Here is a 15126-nt window from a genome sequence, read left to right on the forward strand (position 1 = left end):
GTCGACGGCGTAACGCCGTCCACCTCGTTTCTCCCGGCCGTTCTCCGCACCGGCGAGCCGCTTCTCAGCGCTCGACGTCGACCTGTGCGGGGTCGGGGTCCATCTTGAAAACGACGCTGGGCTCCCACAGCAGGCGGTGTTCCTTGTAGGTGCCCTTGCCCATGCCGCCGTGTTCCTGGTTGGACTCGGTGACCTCGAGGAAGGCGAGTTCGCTCAGCAGTCCCCGGATCGAGTCGGTCGTCAGGTCGTCGGCGCCCTCGGCGGCGCAGACCTTCTGGTAGACGTCGTAGATGACGGTCGTCCGGAACCAGTCCTCCTCGGGGCCGGTGTTGGCGGTGAGGTTCGCCAGCGCGTAGAGGACGTACTTGCTGTGGGGCGGCAGGCCGGCGATGAGTTCCTTGAGCCGCTCGACCTCGGCCTGCTCCTGGGCGCGTTCGAGGTGGTCCTCGGTCACCTCGTCTAACCCCTTGTTCTTGGCGTAGTCGCCGGCGTGGCGCAGCAGCCGGATGGCCTTGCGTGCGTCGCCGTGGCGCTGGGCGGCCAGGGCGGCGGTCTTCGGAATGACGCCGGCCTCCAGCACGCCGTCGCAGAAGGCGTCGCGCCGGTTCTCGAGGATCTGGCGCAGTTGCTCGCCGTCGTAGGGGTCGAAGATGAACTCGTTGTGGCCGAGGCTGGACTTGACCCGCTCGGTCATCTGCTCGCGGAAGTTCACCTTGTTCGAGATGGAGATGATGCCGATGGGCACGTCGACTTTCCCGGCTTCGCGGGCCCGCGAGAGGAGCATGAGGACGTTGTCGTCGTCGAGGCGGTCGACCTCGTCGAGGGTGACGAGGGCGGCGTCGTACTCGCGGTCGAGGATCTCCCAGAGGCGATTGTAGTACTCGTTGGTCGAGATGCCCCGCGTCGGGATGTCGACGCCCGAGCCGGACGAGTTGATCCCGGTCGCGATCGTCTGGACGGCGTCGGCCTCGCCTTTGGCCTGGGCGCAGTCGACCGTGACAGTCGCCAGCCGGTTGGAGCGCCGCCGGGCCTCGCTGCGGGCCCGCTCCATGACGTGGTTGGCGACGAGGGACTTGCCCGACCCGGTCTTGCCGTAGAGGATCACCGAGTTCGGCGGCGACCCGGTCACCGCGGGCCCGACCTCGTTCGCCAGGTCCCGGATGTGCTCGTCGCGACCGACGATCCGCGCCTCGTCGGGGACGTGGTCGATGTTGAGCAGTTCGCGGTTCGCGAAGATGGTGTCGCCGCCGCCCTCCTCGACGGCCTGGAACAGCTCGTCGCCCGCGTCGGCCGACCCATCGCCGTGCTCCTGCATGGGTTGTCCGTTCGCGGCCCCGTGGAAAAGCGTTTCCACTGCACTCCGAGTTAGTTGCCGCCCACCAGCCCCCAACGACCGAGCCTGCGGCGACCCGTCGTAACTCCGAACGGCGTCGAGCCCACTCGATTCCGAGTTACCCGGCGTGTCACCCGCCCGCTCCCGCCGCAACGTGTGCGGACGCGGAGACCGCGAACCGGACCGCCCAGGTGCCGGGGAGTGCAGCACAGTCCCACACACCGGATTCCGAGTTAGTTTCGACATTTCAGCGGCTCTGTATCCGTATATCCGGACCGAGATCCGACATGAGTGTCTGTCGGGTCGGTCGTTCGGCTCCCGCGGTGCACGGAGCCGGTCCCGGATCGGTCGGTGGTGTCTTCGGGCTTGCCAGCCGGCCGGGCTCGTCAGCGGGGTCCACTGGACGGGGTACGCCGCCGGGACACCGGATTCCGAGTTAGTTTCCGGTGACGTGAGCCGGTCGACGGACGACACCCTGGGGGGACACCCGATTCCGAGTTAGTCGGGAGTCGAGCCACAGCGGCACACACACCTGATTCCGAGTTAGTCGACGGGTGAGGGCTGGGCGAGCAGCGTGGGGACGGGAGGGCGAGCAGCGTGAGGACGGGATTCACCGCGGTCGGGCCCGCTCCCCGCGAGCGCTCTCTCGTCGTGGCTCCTGTTCTTTCTCTTTCTTTCTTCGTTCTAGAACCTAGTAACTAGTCTAGACACACCTCGTTCCGAGTTAGTTCACGGCTCGCGGCCGCGGCCTCACCCCGCTCAACCCCAACTAACTCGGAATCGGGTGTGTGTCCCCGCCGGAACGTGATCCGTCGGCGAAACGGGTGGACGACACACGAGCCCTCGGCGGGAAACGGGCCGTTCCGCAACCTCTATTTACGGACCGGACGGAAACCGGGTATGTTGATAACCGTTTCCGGCCCGGCCGGGAGTGGCAAGAGCACGTTCGCCGCGGCGCTGGCGAACGCGCTGGAGGTTGACCACGTCAGCGGCGGCGACATCTTCCGCGAGATGGCCGACGAGCGGGACATGTCGCTGGTCGCGTTCAACGAACTCGCCGAGGAGGACGACCAGGTCGACCGCGACCTGGACCGCCGTCTCCGGGAGATCGCCGCCGAGAACGAGGACCTCGTCCTGGAGTCGCGGCTCGCCGGCTGGATGGCCGGCGACCACGCCGACCTGCGGGTCTGGCTCGACGCCCCGCTGGACGTGCGCGCCGAACGGATCGCCGACCGCGAGGACAAGTCCGTCGAGACCGCTCGCGAGGAGACCACCGCCCGCGCCGAGAGCGAGGCCAAACGCTATGCCGAGTACTACGACATCGACATCGAAGACCGCTCCATCTACGACCTGGTGCTCAACACCTCGCGGTGGACGCCCGCCGCGGAACTGGAGATCGTCCTCGCGGCCGTCGAGTCCTACGAGCCCGCCGAGGACGAGGGCAAACCGCCGGTCACCGGCGTCGACTACGACTTCTGATGGCCCTTCGCGGCCCGCCCGACGAACGGTCCGTCGACGACCTGCTCGAGTTCGGCGTCGTCAACCTCGACAAACCCCCCGGCCCCTCGGCCCACCAGGTCGCCGCCTGGGTCCGCGATATGGCCGGCGTCGAGCGCGCCGCCCACGCCGGGACCCTCGACCCGAAGGTCACCGGCTGTCTCCCGATGCTGCTCGGCGACGCGACGCGGATGGCCCAGGTGTTCGACGACAGCGTCAAGGAGTACGTCGCCGTCCTCGAACTCCACGGCCCCGCGCCCGCAGACTTCGAGTCGGTCCTCGCGGAGTTCGAGGGCGAAATCTACCAGAAGCCCCCGAAGAAGAGCGCCGTCGTCCGGCGACTCCGCTCACGGGAAATCTTCGCCCTCGACGCCCTCGAGGTCGAGGACCGGCGGGCGCTGCTGCGGATCCGCTGCGAGAGCGGGACCTACGTCCGGAAGCTGTGTCACGACCTGGGGCTCGCGCTCGGGACCGGCGCGCACATGGGGCACCTCCGCCGGACGACCACTGGCACGTTCGACGACACGGACCTGGTCTCGCTGCACGACCTGGCCGACGCGCTCGCGTGGGCCGAGGAGGGCGACACGGGCCCGCTCCGCGAGGTCGTCCAGCCGGCCGAACGGGCGCTGACCGACCTGCCGAGCGCGACCATCGCCGAGTCGGCCGCCCGGGAGGTCGCCGAGGGCGCGCCCGTCTACGCGCCGGGCGTGCTCGACATCGACGACGTGTTCCGCGGCGATCTGGTCGCCTGCTACACGCCGGACGGTGCGGCGGTCTGTCTCGGGACGCTCGCGGGCGACCCCGAGGCCGACAGCGGTGTGGTGCTCGACCTCGAACGCGTGCTGGTCTGACCGACCGAAAGCGAAGGGCTTAATCCGGGTAGGCTCGTCTGCCGATACGCGGGACCGTGGGGTAGCGGTATCCTCGGCGCATGGGGTGCGTCGGACCTGAGTTCGAATCTCGGCGGTCCCACTGCCTACATACCCTTTTTCCAGGGTTTCCTGATAGTCTGGAATCGTACCTTTAGGGGGTGCTCCGCATGACCCCGGACAGTCGCGGCGCCGGCCGCGAGTCCGAGGTCGACTCCGCCTGCTATACCGACGTACGCAACGCACGGCCGGTCCCTGCCGGCGGATCTACCGCGGAAAACCGCGAGCGGTGCGGCGTCTGTTTCCCCGACGGGACGATCCCCGACCACGTCGACGAGGTCGTCGTCGGTCGCTACACCTCGTCGGTCCACCTGACCAACGACCACGAGGTCGACTGTTCCCAGTCGACCGAGCCCGACAACCCCTCGAATCGGACCAACGGCCTCGCGGCGAAGATCGGCGCCGAGGACTTCGGGCCGGACGACCTCGAGGAGCTGGGCGCCCAGGGAGGTGACGCCTGATGTCCTGGCCTCTCGAGATCGACGGCAGGGAGTACCAGCCGATTCCCGAGTCGTGGATCGAGGCCGGCGTCGACGACGGCTTCGGCGACCCGCGACTCTACGCCGTCAGCGCCGCGGTCGAGTCCCGCCAGATGCTGGTCGTCAGGTACGCCCACCCGTCGAATCCCGGCGTTCTCTGGGCGTCGATGCAGGGGACGGATGGATCCTCGGGCGGGACGATCCCGGCCAGCCTGCCACGACGCAGCTGGCCGCGGTCGATCGTCCCTGGTAGAAACACCGAACCGACCGGCGTGATCCGTGATATCGAGCGCGAGCACCTCGAGGAGCTGTGGGCGGACCGACTCCAAGAGGATGATGAGGCCGACCAGCAGCTGATCGCCGACGGCGGTCGCGTCGACGACGATACTGAGCGTCGAGTCCAAGAACTGGAGGAGCGTGTCCGCGAGCTGGAACAGATCATCAACCGTGACCTCGGATACAACCTCGGGAAGACCCCGATCGAACCGCAGTACGTGGACTGTGACTGCGGCGAGACGTTCGAAGTCGACCTGATCAACGGTCTGGTGTGTCCCGAATGTGGTCGTGGCTCCGACGAACGGGGTGAGTCGGCGTGAGTACCCTGGAGTCCTCCAAGAAACGCGGCGACTCAGTCGAGAGCGCCGTGATCGACGCCGACCCGGCGCTGGAGTTCGTCGGCGACTCCGTTGCCACGTGGCACGACGCACGGACCACCGAGTGCCTCGATCCCTCCTACGAGCGTCCGTTCCTGGGGGTCCCGCTCGTCGAGCGCGACACCGAGGTCGAAATCAAAGGCGCGTGTGAGACACGGTCGGCTGGCGTCAGCCGGCAGCGCTCCGGTGCCTGGTACATCAAGCGCCAGGCGCACGAGCGGTTGCTCGAGGCCGGCGGCGTCTACCTGCTGGCCGTCTACGGCCCGCGACCCGACACGCCGATCCTCCGGTCGGTGATCGTCCCGGCGTCGATTCTCGACGAGCATCTCGACGGCCGCTGGTACGAGGTCGACGCCGACCGCTCGGAGACCGAGGTCGCCCAGCTGACGTGGACCGTGCTGATCGACCGTGAGCGGGTCCCCGGACCAGCGGAGGTGAGCCGGTGATGCCGTCGACGAACCAGGCCGGCGGTCGCGACTGCGAGGCCTTCGACAAGATCGAGGCAGACATCGGCCACAACCCCGCGCGGTTCCTCGACTGGGACTTCCTCGCCGAGACCTACGGCGACAGCAAGGTCAAGAGCGGCCGGAAGATGCTGCTAAAATCGCGGATCAGCGGCATCGACCGCATCGAGGTGATCCGCGCCTACAAGGCCGTCGAGCGGGCGCTCGGTCGCGGCCCGGCTGGCGGGCCGCGCGAGGGAGTGATCCGGTTGCTCGACCAGCGCGAGGAGTTCCTCCAGGAGCGCGGCGAGCGCCCGGAGCGGTTGATGTTCGGTCCGCGCCGGCCGCCGGAGTACTACGTGACCGAGACCGGCGGCGAGGACGACGACCGACCGCGGACGGCCGCCGAGAAGCTCTCGCGGATGCGCTCCGAGCGGGTCGCGACCGACGGGGGTGAGCGCGATGCCGAGTGACCAGGCCCCAACCGCCGGCGAGTGGGCGATTGCACTCGTGTTCTACGTCGGCGGGCTGGTCGGCGTGATCGCAGGTCCGTCATGGCAGCTGCGTGCCACGGCGGTTCCGGTGCTCCTCGCCGGCGGTATCGGTATCCTGCTACTCATGGGGTTCGTTCCGAACGGTCGCCGGGCCGGGGGTGGTCTCCGTGCCGAGTGATACCGCCACGGACGGTACTGAGCGTCCGCCCGGTCAGGTCTGTCCGAACCCGGACTGCCACATCGACCAGCGATGGGAGGGGTTCCGCGGCCTCGCCTGTCCGGAGTGTGGGACGAAGCTCGCCGTCGCCTGCGAGAAGTGCGACTCAGGTGCGGTGGAGCGGGTCGACGGCTCGCCGCGCTGTTCCGAGCACGTTCCCGATTTGGTCGCCGACGGTGGTACTGAGCGAATCGCGTTCATCGATATCTACAGCGGTCCCGGTGGTGTCGGATACGCCCTCGACGCGATCATCCGAGAGTACGACCTGCCGGTTGACCACATCGGTATCGATAAAACCGACTACAGCGACACCTACCCGGGCGATTTCGCTCAGTGCGACGCCAGCAGTGTCGGCCAGGTCATCAACGCGGTCTGGTACTACCTGGTGGACTACGACGTCGTCATCCTCTGGATGAGTCCGCCCTGCCTGGCGTACTCGACGGTCTCCTGGTCGAACTGCAACCAGCTCGGATTCGACGATCCACGGGAGTACTACCCAACGTTCGCTGACCTGAACGTCCGCGTAGTCCTCGAAGCGATCGACCCCGACGCGTATATCATCGAGAACGTCGCGAACTGCGAGGACATCCGCGAGCCGACGCGCATCAACGGATTCGGCGTCGGCCTCCCCTTCGACCTCGAACGCCACTTCGAGACGAGCTTCCCGTGTCCCAACCGCCTCGACGACGGTGAGGCTGAGGCCGGTCACTTCACGCGGACGGGCGACTGGCAGTCGAAGAAGCCTCTGGCCCGGACGAAAGGTGTCCCAGAAGACTGGGGCCGGCAAGAGATCCGGAGCGCCATGCCTCGGGAAGTAGTGCAGTACCTCCTGCACTACTGTCCCGAGTTCCCCGAGGTTCCTCTCCCGGACGGTGTCGAAGACCGTCAGCAGTTCCTGACCGAGTCGTTTGTTGCAGCCACCGACGGCGGTGAAACGCGCTCTCACTCTACCACGGATACTGAGCAATCGGAGGGGTCGCAGTGACTCCCGAGATCCAGACGACCACCCCGACCGTCGGCGGCATCGAGGACGAGGATCCGTACCTCGCCGACGTGCCGACGATCTTCGACGATGGGACGTTCGTGCTCGTCGGCTGCGGCGCCGCGAAGCGCGACCCTGACGACCCGCTCGACGTTCACGAGGCTGCCGTCGGCCCCGACGAGTCGTTCGGCCAGGACTGGACCGACGAGACCGGGCCAGCATGGAGGGCGAAGGACCTCTACACGAGCACCTACTTCGGCGTCAAGCGGGATTTCGCGGAGATGGCAACCCAGTGGGCTCGCCAGCGCGACGGCTGGGCGTGGTCGATCCTCTCGGCCGAACACTACATCCTCCCACCGTGGGAGCCGGTCAAACCCTACGACACGACTATTGACGACCTCGGCGACGATCACACCAACGACGACCACCTCGCCGACTTCCCCTACGAGCGCCGACCGGACGGTCAGCCGCTCGTCACCGAGCTGGACAAGTGGGTCTACATGGTCGCCGTCGGGCTCCAGCGCTGGCTGACCATGTTCGACGGCATCGCGTCACCGCACGGGGGCGGGACGCTGCGGAACCTCATCGTCCTCGCCGGCAAGGACTACGTCGAGCCGCTTCGGGAGCGCGGCGCCTTTGACGGCCTCGGGAACATCCGCAAGGGCTGCCAGCGGATCCAGGTCGAACCGACGTTCCTATTCGAGGAGATCGACGCCGACGGCATCGGCGAACAGATGGCGTGGATGTCCGACGCGATGAGCCAAGTCGAGGAGCGCCGCTCGGAGACGGAACAGGCCACGCTCGGCGCCGCAGTCGACGAGGACGGGAGGTGAGCGCGGGTGTCTCAAGTCACCCGAGCCACCCACGAGGCCGAGATGTGGCTCTACTACGCGCCGGTCGGCGACGACAGCGAGGCGTACGTCGACTATGACGGTCTCGATCCCTACTGGGCGCTGGCGGACCTCCTGATCAACGAGTTCGACGGCTACCAGGAACTCGCCGACGTGGAGATCAACGGCGAGCGCTGGGATATCCGGATGAACTACAGCAAGAGCGGCTTTCGCCCGCGTCCCGAGGACGATATCGCCAGCGATCGCCTCTACGAGTTCGATATCAACGCCCAGGGCCGCGGCGAGCGAAAGTGCGATTACAACATCTCCCCGCGGTTCCCCGACATGCGCAAGTCAGACGGCGAGCGGACCACGACGGCGTTCGACCACACCGAGCCCGACGAGGGCGTGAGCGTCCACTGCCAGCCGTCGAACGTGGCCCTCGAGGAGGTCGCCGACCTCCTGCCGCGGTTTGTCTTCGAGCTGGCCGACGCCGCCGACCTGGGCTTGTATCACGGCTACTTCGCCGAGCCGTTCGACGGGCGGATCACCGCCCTCGAGCGGTACGTCCGGCTCACCCGGTCGATGAACGAGAAGCTCATCGGCACCGGCGGCGTCTTCGACCGGCTGTCGATGCTGCTGTCGGACGCCGACGGGACGAAAGGCGTCTACAAGTTCGACAACGAGCGCGAGCGCGGCTATCACCACGTCGTGCGCCACGGGTCGACCAGCGCCGGCGAACTGGTCTCGGGCCACCGCCTCGGCGGCCAGCTCAAGAGCTACCTCCCCGAGCACCCGGAGAAGTTCGAACCTGACGATCCGCTGTATCATCCGAAGCTCGGCGTCAAGTTCGTCCAGGGGCGGACCGCATCCGGGTCGGTTCCCTGGAGCGACCGCGACGAGGTCGTGCGCGAGCTCGACGAGCGGCTCGTGTCGGTGCTCTCCTGGGCGGAGATCCCGACTGAGGCCGGCGGAACCACGTTCGTTGCGGACGATCACTTCGACGCCGGCGCTGCGGCGGAGTCCGTGCCGATCCACTCAGACCCGACGCCGCGCCTCGAGGCGAATCAGGAGCACCTGATCGTGACGACGCTGCGGGACATGACCGACGCCGACGAGGCGATCGTCGAGAACCTCGCGACCGACGGCGGCCAGCCGGCTCGCGAGGTCGCCGAGGCCGCGGACGTTGGACTGTCGACGGTCTACCGGTGTCTCCAGCGCCTCGAGGGTGTGGTCACGTCGGACAACGGCCACGTCCGGTTCGTTTCGGAGAAGCTCCGCCAGGAGATCCGGGCGATCGTGGAGTCGGCGGAGTCGAAGATCGAGAGCGCTGCGGACCGGGCGGCCCAGCTGGTCGACATGGACGTGCGCCAGTCGGCCTCGAGCGCGTTCGACCGGTGGCTCGCGAAGTACGGCGCGGAGTTCGACGCGCCGAGTAACGAGGGTGAGCGGCCGGTCGTGCGGATCGACACGGTGCTGTCGAAGCTCAAGCACACGACGGACCCGCTGGTCGACGATGTCCTGGACGAGATGCTCCAGGCGTGGTCGACCGACGGCCGCGACCCGCGGGACCTCAAGCAGGCGATCGTGGAGGTGACGGTCGACGGCAGCGCGATGCGTCGGCCGGTCTCGACCCTCCACTGACGCCCGACGGCGTAGAGGCATCACTGTCGTTCGTCGTCTCTTTTTATAAGGGATAGTCCGATTTTACCCCGAACCTACTTTTCGAGTGGAACCCGGTTAGTGGCCGATCGGCGTCGAACCGGTGGTTTGCCGGTCGGGGCGTGCCCGCCGCACGGGCAAGCCCCCTTAGGAGGTGTGCCTAAGGGCACGCGCCTGCGGCGCGCAAAAATACACCCCCGCTCCCGCACGAGATTCCACCCGAAGCACGTGAAACGCACCCCTGACTCCCGGCCAACAGGTACGTTTATAATCGTTCCACCGACACTACCCGACGGCACCACCGGAGCCGGCAACCGACCGGGTTGGCAACCGGATCACAGTTCGTAGCTGCTTCAGCTGCATGTGGTTGCCCACGAAAGATGCGTCGTGGTGCCATTTCCCGATAAACGCGAGATTCCGAGGTATAAACTTTCTCGCCGGGATTCAATTCATACCTGACGTGTTTATCTGACGCTGAAATCACCTGATACCTGACGTTGAAAACATGTTTGTAGGAAACGACGGAGAGGGTTTAATATACTATCCAGATACTTGCCGGTCGCAACATGGATCTCAAACAGCTATTCAACGACGACGACGCGGTGTCGCCGGTCATCGGCGTCATCCTGATGGTGGCGATTACAGTCATCCTCGCGGCCGTGATCGCATCGTTCGTGCTCGGGCTCGGCAACCAGGCCCAGCAGGGCGCGCCGACGACGACGATCGGTATGGAATATGAACAAGTTTGGGAGAACTCCGACTCCCCGAATCTCGGTGTGCTGGAAGTGACTCACGATGGCGGTGATTCCGTGAGCGCACAGGAGATCTATATCCGCGGTAGCGGGATCAATGACACCAAAAACAGCTACGACAACACAGGAAGTGGTGACAACGACATGCTCGACGTGAAAGAGATCGGGAATGTCGGAGCAGTTCAACAGCGATCGACTGGTCCCTGGAACGGTACGGCAAGCGGCGAAGATTCGGCGATTGTCTCCGGTGACGAGACGAACGTCCCTGTCGACTCGAACTACGAGATCAGCGTCGTCTGGCAGGCTCAGGAGGGCGACTCCTCCTCGACGCTGAACGAGCAGAGCGGCCCCGACGCCTAATTCGCGTCGCTCCTTTCGTTTTTATCGAGCGTTAACCCGATAGAGACATCACCATTAACGAGATCGTCCACAGCGTCGGTACACTGTAGGATCTCGACGTTGATTGTCCTTGTAGACACGTCCGTATCTGTTGGCTCTCGCCGGAGGTTGGAACGCGACGGGGCGTGTCGACGCCCGAGCTGGGGAAGGGCCATTCCGAAAGGTGGTCCAAGTGCTCTGGAGGACCAATTTCGCCCGCGAAGCAAGCCTTTCTTTCAACGAATCAGGCGATGAAAAGCGCGTTCACGCCGCACACAGAACTTACCACCAGACGGCGTATTCACCGTATCGGGCCGTGACTGTCTCCGAACCGTCTCCGCCGTCGCCGTAGACCGTCACGCCGTGGGCGCGATCCTCGTTTGGCCGCTCTGAAATCGTTGCGTCGGGATCGTCGACCAACGGCTGTCGGTTGATCCACAGTTTGGACTCGGGTACTTCCCAATCGATGAGGATGCTAATATGGAATTCTTGGCGGGGGTTGTCCAACTCAGCCCCGAACGACGAGCCACTCAGTTGGACCGTCTCGGTTGTCCCGCTACCCTTATTGACTCTAAAGCGGTTGGTACCGCCACCGAGTTGGACACTCACAGTGTCGTCACGGTCGAAGTTTCCGAGGTTGTTGATGTACCCGACTTCGGCCTTGTCGGTCATGTTCTCGGGATCGTTCCCGAGACCGACAAACATCTGAAGCAGGGTCTTGGCCCCTGTGCCCCCACGCATCGGGCGCGGGTCATTGTAACCCGTGACGACCCCCGCGTGCTCGTCGGTCGTTCCGTCTCCAGATGACAGTTCGATCCCCTTCCCCTGAAATCGGTTTACTGTGCCGTTTGTAGATGAGTTTGTGACAATGTGGTCGTATAGCGAGCCGCTGCTATCCTCTCCGAAGTAGAATTTGTGCTTCGGGGCAAGGTTGTACTTCTTAACGTCGTCGACGTTGGGAACCTTCTTGAGCGTCATTGTCCATCCTCCAGAACAAGATGGCCGTCTTCAGTGACGGCGAGATACCCCGCATTTTCCCCTGTTGGGACACTCGTAACGTCTGTGTAGGACGGGATTGTGAGGTCGTTGTTGATAACGCTACTGTCTGTACTGAACGAATCCGCCACCGCGTCGCCCAGCTCCACGGGCACCTCGTTTCCGTCCTCATCGACTCCGACGATCTTGCCGTTCTTGTTCTTGAGTTTCATTGTTGTCACTCGAAGTTGATTGTCTCTCCAGCGTCCCACTCCAGAACGCCGCCCTGTTCCCAATCGATCAGCTCTATCGACTGTCCCCAGCCGCTCACGACCATGCCCGACGGGATCAGCAGCGTCGACGAGTAGTTCGACCCGCCGCTGCTGCCGCCACCGTCGTCACCTCCTGGACCAACCGGACCGACCGTCGCCAAGTCCTCGCTCGAGGCCATGTCGCCGACGACCAGGCCCGCGACGAGGCCCGTGCCGCCGAGAAGGAGCGTCCGCCGCGTGATGCCCTCGTCGTCGGCCATCACGGACCCTCCGTTACCGTCGACGCGATCAGCTCGACGCCAGCACGGGCGAGGTCGACCGGCCCGTAGCCGGCGAGGCCGACGAGCATCCCGATCGCGAACATCCCGACGAACGTCTGGACCGGCCCGCGGCGGATCGACAGCGGGATGCGCGCGCCGATCTTGCGCACGAGCACGACCGCTACCACCACCGCGGCCGCGATTCCGACGAACGCGGGCGCGCCCAGACCCGAGAGGCCGCCAGCAAGCACGAGCGCGGTCATGGCAGCGGAATCACCCCGAACACGAGGAGGACCAGCAGCACGGCCAGTCCGACGACCACTTTCGTCGGGACCTGCTGGACGATCGCCTCCTCGAGTTTGACCAGCCGGATGTACAGGAACGCCACCACGAGGAGCGCGACGAGCCACGCGACCAGCTCCGCCGCGGCGCCCAGCACGCCCTCGAGGGCGGCCAGCGGCTCAGGCAGCGCCGGGATCACCGCAGCCTCCCGACGGCTTTCTGAGCCGCCTGTGCGAGTCGCTTGTCGTTGCCCGTGAGCCGCAGCGCACCGTAGGCGACCGCGCCGACCAGGGCGATGCCGACGACCGGCGAGCCGCCGCCACCGCCGCCCGTCGGCCCGAAGCCAGCTCCGAGGTCGCCGTTCAGCGAGTTCGCCGGGTCAGTGTCACCGAACCCGATCTCCGAGAAGTTGAGCGAGCCGCCGTCGGTCGTGTTGGCCGAGCCGTTGAGCGTCGGCGGCTCCGGCTGCGGGTACGCCGTAGGCTGCGGGTAGTCCGTCGGCTCGGTCCCGTTCGGGAACGCCGTCGGCGACGGGTACGGCGTTGGTGCGCCACCGTCCGGCGGCGTGATCCCGCCCTCGCTGGCGCCGTGACACCCGAAGTAGTAGCCCTTGGGCGAGTCGAACTCAACGAACTCGTTGATGCTGGTCCCGGCGTACGAGAGGTTGAACCAGATGTTCTCCGTCGACATCGTCGGGTCCCAGTACTCGACGAGGAGCCCGGTCTTCGACTCATTGGCGCCCGGGAGCGTGCAGGTTCCGAGCGCGGTCAGGTCACCGTCGCCTGGCGGCGTGCCCGGGATCGTCGTCGGGACCTCCGTTGGGGTTGTGGTCCCCTCCGGGTCGCAGACGCCCGAGCTCGCGATGCGCTCGGGATCGGTCACCCACTCCTCGAACGGCGAGGCGATCTCGAACTGGCCACGCGTGTTGTACTCTGTGGGGTTGACGCCGTCGAAGACGAACGCCGCCCGATCGCTCTCGACACCTACGCGGTAGGCAACGCTATCGTTCGCACGGGCGCCCTCGAGCGTCGTCTCGCCGTAGCGGTTGAACTCCGTCGTCGACGACTCGCCCGTGTACTCCGAGCTCGCCCAGGAGTTGTCCGCGCTGGTCGGATACGGGTTCCACGTCGCTTCGGCGCCGACGCCCTGGAACTCCGCGTCGCCCTGGTAGCAGACCGAGAGGCTATAATCCGTGCGCTCAGGCTCAGGGGTAGGCGTCGGCGTTGTTTCTTCAATGACAGTCTGCCCGTTGTACGAGACACTCGCAACACCAAGATCACTCGAATCCGTCCCCCAGTCGTACCGAATTCTCCCAACTGATTTGAAATTATTCTGAGCAGAAATATTCCGTTCTTCTCCCAGTACAGTCCCACCTCTGGAGACAATTACATCGTATTCATTCTTCTCATACTTCAGACGGATGTCTATTCGATAATACTTCCTCTTGTCAAATTCTGCGATATATTTATTGCTTGCATTAATTGTATTTTCATATTCGAAGCCGACATCGGTTATTATATTCAGATTCTCGTTTTCGACGGTGAACGTGGGACTATCGTACGAATTCACAGTCTCAAATGCAGCCATGTAGGTTGTGATTGTCTTAGGCGATGTATCGAGATTTTTCCCGAGAAGCTGTCCCTGTCCATTTGAGGAATTGCCGCGTGCAGTCCCATCAGATGCTTGCCATCCCCCACCGACGTTATCCCACTCTGAAAAGTCACCATCTGAGAAGTCATCTATGAGAACTCTTTCGGCAGCTTGAGCCTTCCCAACCGGTGACGGACCGGTATCATCGGAGAGCATAACGCCTGATAGCCCCGCGGTCGTTGAAAGGACGACTAACAACGCGAATCCGACAACGCTTGCCGTTCGCACAACCGTCCAAGGAAGTGTTACTCGTTGAGCACCTGTGGCAAGGACGCTACGATACCGCAAGATAATCACGCTGCCGACGCCCAGCAGACCAGCGCCGACGATAGCCCACACCGTCCGCATGAGCGTCGTCTCGGGTGCTCCGACCGACGCCAGTCGCCAGAGGTTGACCGACACGTCGACGACGCCGACCGCCGCGATCGTCCAGGCACCGCCTTCGGCCGTCCGCGGGTACCAGTCCGCGAGCCGACGGTAGGCGTCGAAGATGAGCCCGACGACGACCATGGCGAGTGCGCCGGTCGCCGGGTAGCCGATCGTGTCGAACAGCCATGCCGCGACCGGGTTGAGTTCGACGGTCGCGAACGACAGTGCGAACGTTAGCACCAGCGCCGTCAGCGTCGCCGCGTGGGCCGTCCACTCCGCGATTCCGATACGATTCCGCCGCTCGGCGATGAACTCGCCGACCCGTTCCGTGATGTTGTGAATGTGTCTCATTAGTGGATGAACTCCGCGATTTGGTTAGCGAGCGATCCGAGACTCCCGCCGTCGACGACGCCGGTCGCCATGCCGCCGACGAACAGCACCAGCACGACGAACCCGATCAGCGAGCCGACGCGAGCCCACCGCGCCAGGACGACGAACGCGTCGGCCGCCTCCCGGAGATACCACAGGCCAACGACGACCGTCGCCAGCGCGCCGACTGCCAGGCCGTTGAGTCCGACCACGTCGACCAGCAGCTCAAGCGCGCCTGCGACGAGCTCGCGAATTAACACGCGCGAACACCTCCGAGACGCGCGCCCCCGCGGGGGGACC

General features: G+C 65.2%; 19 protein-coding genes and 1 tRNA gene. 12 read left to right on the top strand and 8 right to left on the bottom strand.

What is annotated here, in order from left to right; genetic code table 11:
* Nucleotides 1-64 precede the first annotated feature (64 nt).
* Nucleotides 65-1315, bottom strand: a complete 1251-nt coding sequence (locus ACMGFG_RS17715) for an orc1/cdc6 family replication initiation protein (RefSeq protein WP_436931649.1) — start codon at nt 1313-1315, stop codon at nt 65-67.
* Nucleotides 1316-2233: 918 nt separating this feature from the next.
* Between ACMGFG_RS17715 and cmk the strand changes: the two genes are divergently transcribed.
* The 12 genes from cmk to ACMGFG_RS17775 all read left to right on the top strand — a co-directional run bounded on the left by cmk (nt 2234) and on the right by ACMGFG_RS17775 (nt 10631).
* Nucleotides 2234-2812 carry a (d)CMP kinase gene (gene cmk / locus ACMGFG_RS17720; RefSeq protein ID WP_436931650.1) on the top strand — a complete coding sequence of 193 codons (579 nt, stop codon included), beginning with the start codon at nt 2234-2236 and terminating at the stop codon, nt 2810-2812.
* On the top strand, nt 2812-3681 hold the full coding sequence (locus ACMGFG_RS17725; protein WP_436931651.1) for an RNA-guided pseudouridylation complex pseudouridine synthase subunit Cbf5: 870 nt from the start codon (nt 2812-2814) through the stop codon (nt 3679-3681). The genes cmk and ACMGFG_RS17725 overlap by 1 nt, the downstream gene beginning before the upstream one ends.
* 50 nt (nt 3682-3731) lie before the next feature.
* A tRNA-Pro gene (locus ACMGFG_RS17730) sits at nt 3732-3802 on the top strand.
* A 67-nt stretch (nt 3803-3869) separates the two neighbouring features.
* Nucleotides 3870-4220, top strand: coding sequence for a hypothetical protein (locus ACMGFG_RS17735; RefSeq protein ID WP_436931652.1), 351 nt, complete (start codon nt 3870-3872; stop codon nt 4218-4220).
* Nucleotides 4220-4834, top strand: coding sequence for a hypothetical protein (locus ACMGFG_RS17740; protein ID WP_436931653.1), 615 nt, complete (start codon nt 4220-4222; stop codon nt 4832-4834). Before ACMGFG_RS17735 ends, ACMGFG_RS17740 begins: the two co-directional genes overlap by 1 nt.
* On the top strand, nt 4831-5337 hold the full coding sequence (locus ACMGFG_RS17745; RefSeq protein ID WP_436931654.1) for a PD-(D/E)XK family putative nuclease: 507 nt from the start codon (nt 4831-4833) through the stop codon (nt 5335-5337). The genes ACMGFG_RS17740 and ACMGFG_RS17745 overlap by 4 nt, the downstream gene beginning before the upstream one ends.
* Nucleotides 5337-5807: a hypothetical protein gene (locus ACMGFG_RS17750; protein WP_436931655.1), complete on the top strand. Its 471-nt coding sequence runs from the start codon at nt 5337-5339 to the stop codon at nt 5805-5807. Before ACMGFG_RS17745 ends, ACMGFG_RS17750 begins: the two co-directional genes overlap by 1 nt.
* Nucleotides 5797-6006, top strand: a complete 210-nt coding sequence (locus ACMGFG_RS17755) for a hypothetical protein (RefSeq protein WP_436931656.1) — start codon at nt 5797-5799, stop codon at nt 6004-6006. Before ACMGFG_RS17750 ends, ACMGFG_RS17755 begins: the two co-directional genes overlap by 11 nt.
* Nucleotides 5987-7030 (top strand): DNA cytosine methyltransferase, encoded by a 1044-nt coding sequence (locus ACMGFG_RS17760; RefSeq protein WP_436931657.1) that lies wholly within the window; start codon nt 5987-5989, stop codon nt 7028-7030. Before ACMGFG_RS17755 ends, ACMGFG_RS17760 begins: the two co-directional genes overlap by 20 nt.
* Nucleotides 7027-7860: a DUF6884 domain-containing protein gene (locus ACMGFG_RS17765; RefSeq protein ID WP_436931658.1), complete on the top strand. Its 834-nt coding sequence runs from the start codon at nt 7027-7029 to the stop codon at nt 7858-7860. Before ACMGFG_RS17760 ends, ACMGFG_RS17765 begins: the two co-directional genes overlap by 4 nt.
* Nucleotides 7861-7866: 6 nt before the next feature.
* A complete protein-coding gene (locus ACMGFG_RS17770) occupies nt 7867-9501 on the top strand; it encodes a DUF7845 domain-containing protein (RefSeq protein WP_436931659.1) in 1635 nt (544 codons plus the stop codon).
* Nucleotides 9502-10085: 584 nt separating this feature from the next.
* Nucleotides 10086-10631 (top strand): type IV pilin domain-containing protein, encoded by a 546-nt coding sequence (locus tag ACMGFG_RS17775; protein ID WP_436931660.1) that lies wholly within the window; start codon nt 10086-10088, stop codon nt 10629-10631.
* A 300-nt stretch (nt 10632-10931) separates the two neighbouring features.
* Here the strand turns inward: ACMGFG_RS17775 and ACMGFG_RS17780 are convergent, their stop codons facing one another.
* The 7 genes from ACMGFG_RS17780 to ACMGFG_RS17810 are packed head-to-tail and all read right to left on the bottom strand — an operon-like array spanning nt 10932 to nt 15086.
* Entirely contained in the window at nt 10932-11627 is a 696-nt protein-coding gene (locus ACMGFG_RS17780) for a hypothetical protein (protein WP_436931661.1), read from the bottom strand.
* Complete coding sequence (locus ACMGFG_RS17785; RefSeq protein ID WP_436931662.1) at nt 11624-11857, bottom strand: hypothetical protein; 234 nt, start codon at nt 11855-11857, stop codon at nt 11624-11626. Before ACMGFG_RS17785 ends, ACMGFG_RS17780 begins: the two co-directional genes overlap by 4 nt.
* A gap of 5 nt (nt 11858-11862) precedes the next feature.
* Nucleotides 11863-12156, bottom strand: a complete 294-nt coding sequence (locus tag ACMGFG_RS17790) for a hypothetical protein (protein ID WP_436931663.1) — start codon at nt 12154-12156, stop codon at nt 11863-11865.
* The gene (locus tag ACMGFG_RS17795; RefSeq protein ID WP_436931664.1) at nt 12156-12419 is read right to left on the bottom strand and encodes a hypothetical protein; all 264 of its coding nucleotides are present in this window, start codon (nt 12417-12419) and stop codon (nt 12156-12158) included. The genes ACMGFG_RS17790 and ACMGFG_RS17795 overlap by 1 nt, the downstream gene beginning before the upstream one ends.
* A complete protein-coding gene (locus tag ACMGFG_RS17800) occupies nt 12416-12637 on the bottom strand; it encodes a hypothetical protein (protein ID WP_436931665.1) in 222 nt (73 codons plus the stop codon). The genes ACMGFG_RS17795 and ACMGFG_RS17800 overlap by 4 nt, the downstream gene beginning before the upstream one ends.
* Nucleotides 12634-14808 carry a hypothetical protein gene (locus tag ACMGFG_RS17805; RefSeq protein ID WP_436931666.1) on the bottom strand — a complete coding sequence of 725 codons (2175 nt, stop codon included), beginning with the start codon at nt 14806-14808 and terminating at the stop codon, nt 12634-12636. The genes ACMGFG_RS17800 and ACMGFG_RS17805 overlap by 4 nt, the downstream gene beginning before the upstream one ends.
* Complete coding sequence (locus ACMGFG_RS17810) at nt 14808-15086, bottom strand: hypothetical protein (RefSeq protein WP_436931667.1); 279 nt, start codon at nt 15084-15086, stop codon at nt 14808-14810. The genes ACMGFG_RS17805 and ACMGFG_RS17810 overlap by 1 nt, the downstream gene beginning before the upstream one ends.
* Nucleotides 15087-15126: the final 40 nt, after the last annotated feature.

It is taken from the genome of Halosimplex halobium, assembly GCF_051414055.1.
Taxonomy (GTDB): Archaea; Halobacteriota; Halobacteria; order Halobacteriales; family Haloarculaceae; genus Halosimplex; species Halosimplex halobium.

What these genes read in the sequence shown, in the direction of transcription:
- ACMGFG_RS17715 (WP_436931649.1), bottom strand. Translation starts at nt 1,315, where the DNA reads ATGCAGGAGCACGGCGATGGGTCGGCCGACGCGGGCGACGAGCTGTTC.
- cmk (WP_436931650.1), top strand. Translation starts at nt 2,234, where the DNA reads ATGTTGATAACCGTTTCCGGCCCGGCCGGGAGTGGCAAGAGCACGTTC.
- ACMGFG_RS17725 (WP_436931651.1), top strand. Translation starts at nt 2,812, where the DNA reads ATGGCCCTTCGCGGCCCGCCCGACGAACGGTCCGTCGACGACCTGCTC.
- ACMGFG_RS17735 (WP_436931652.1), top strand. Translation starts at nt 3,870, where the DNA reads ATGACCCCGGACAGTCGCGGCGCCGGCCGCGAGTCCGAGGTCGACTCC.
- ACMGFG_RS17740 (WP_436931653.1), top strand. Translation starts at nt 4,220, where the DNA reads ATGTCCTGGCCTCTCGAGATCGACGGCAGGGAGTACCAGCCGATTCCC.
- ACMGFG_RS17750 (WP_436931655.1), top strand. Translation starts at nt 5,337, where the DNA reads ATGCCGTCGACGAACCAGGCCGGCGGTCGCGACTGCGAGGCCTTCGAC.
- ACMGFG_RS17755 (WP_436931656.1), top strand. Translation starts at nt 5,797, where the DNA reads ATGCCGAGTGACCAGGCCCCAACCGCCGGCGAGTGGGCGATTGCACTC.
- ACMGFG_RS17775 (WP_436931660.1), top strand. Translation starts at nt 10,086, where the DNA reads ATGGATCTCAAACAGCTATTCAACGACGACGACGCGGTGTCGCCGGTC.
- ACMGFG_RS17780 (WP_436931661.1), bottom strand. Translation starts at nt 11,627, where the DNA reads ATGACGCTCAAGAAGGTTCCCAACGTCGACGACGTTAAGAAGTACAAC.
- ACMGFG_RS17785 (WP_436931662.1), bottom strand. Translation starts at nt 11,857, where the DNA reads ATGAAACTCAAGAACAAGAACGGCAAGATCGTCGGAGTCGATGAGGAC.
- ACMGFG_RS17790 (WP_436931663.1), bottom strand. Translation starts at nt 12,156, where the DNA reads ATGGCCGACGACGAGGGCATCACGCGGCGGACGCTCCTTCTCGGCGGC.
- ACMGFG_RS17795 (WP_436931664.1), bottom strand. Translation starts at nt 12,419, where the DNA reads ATGACCGCGCTCGTGCTTGCTGGCGGCCTCTCGGGTCTGGGCGCGCCC.
- ACMGFG_RS17805 (WP_436931666.1), bottom strand. Translation starts at nt 14,808, where the DNA reads ATGAGACACATTCACAACATCACGGAACGGGTCGGCGAGTTCATCGCC.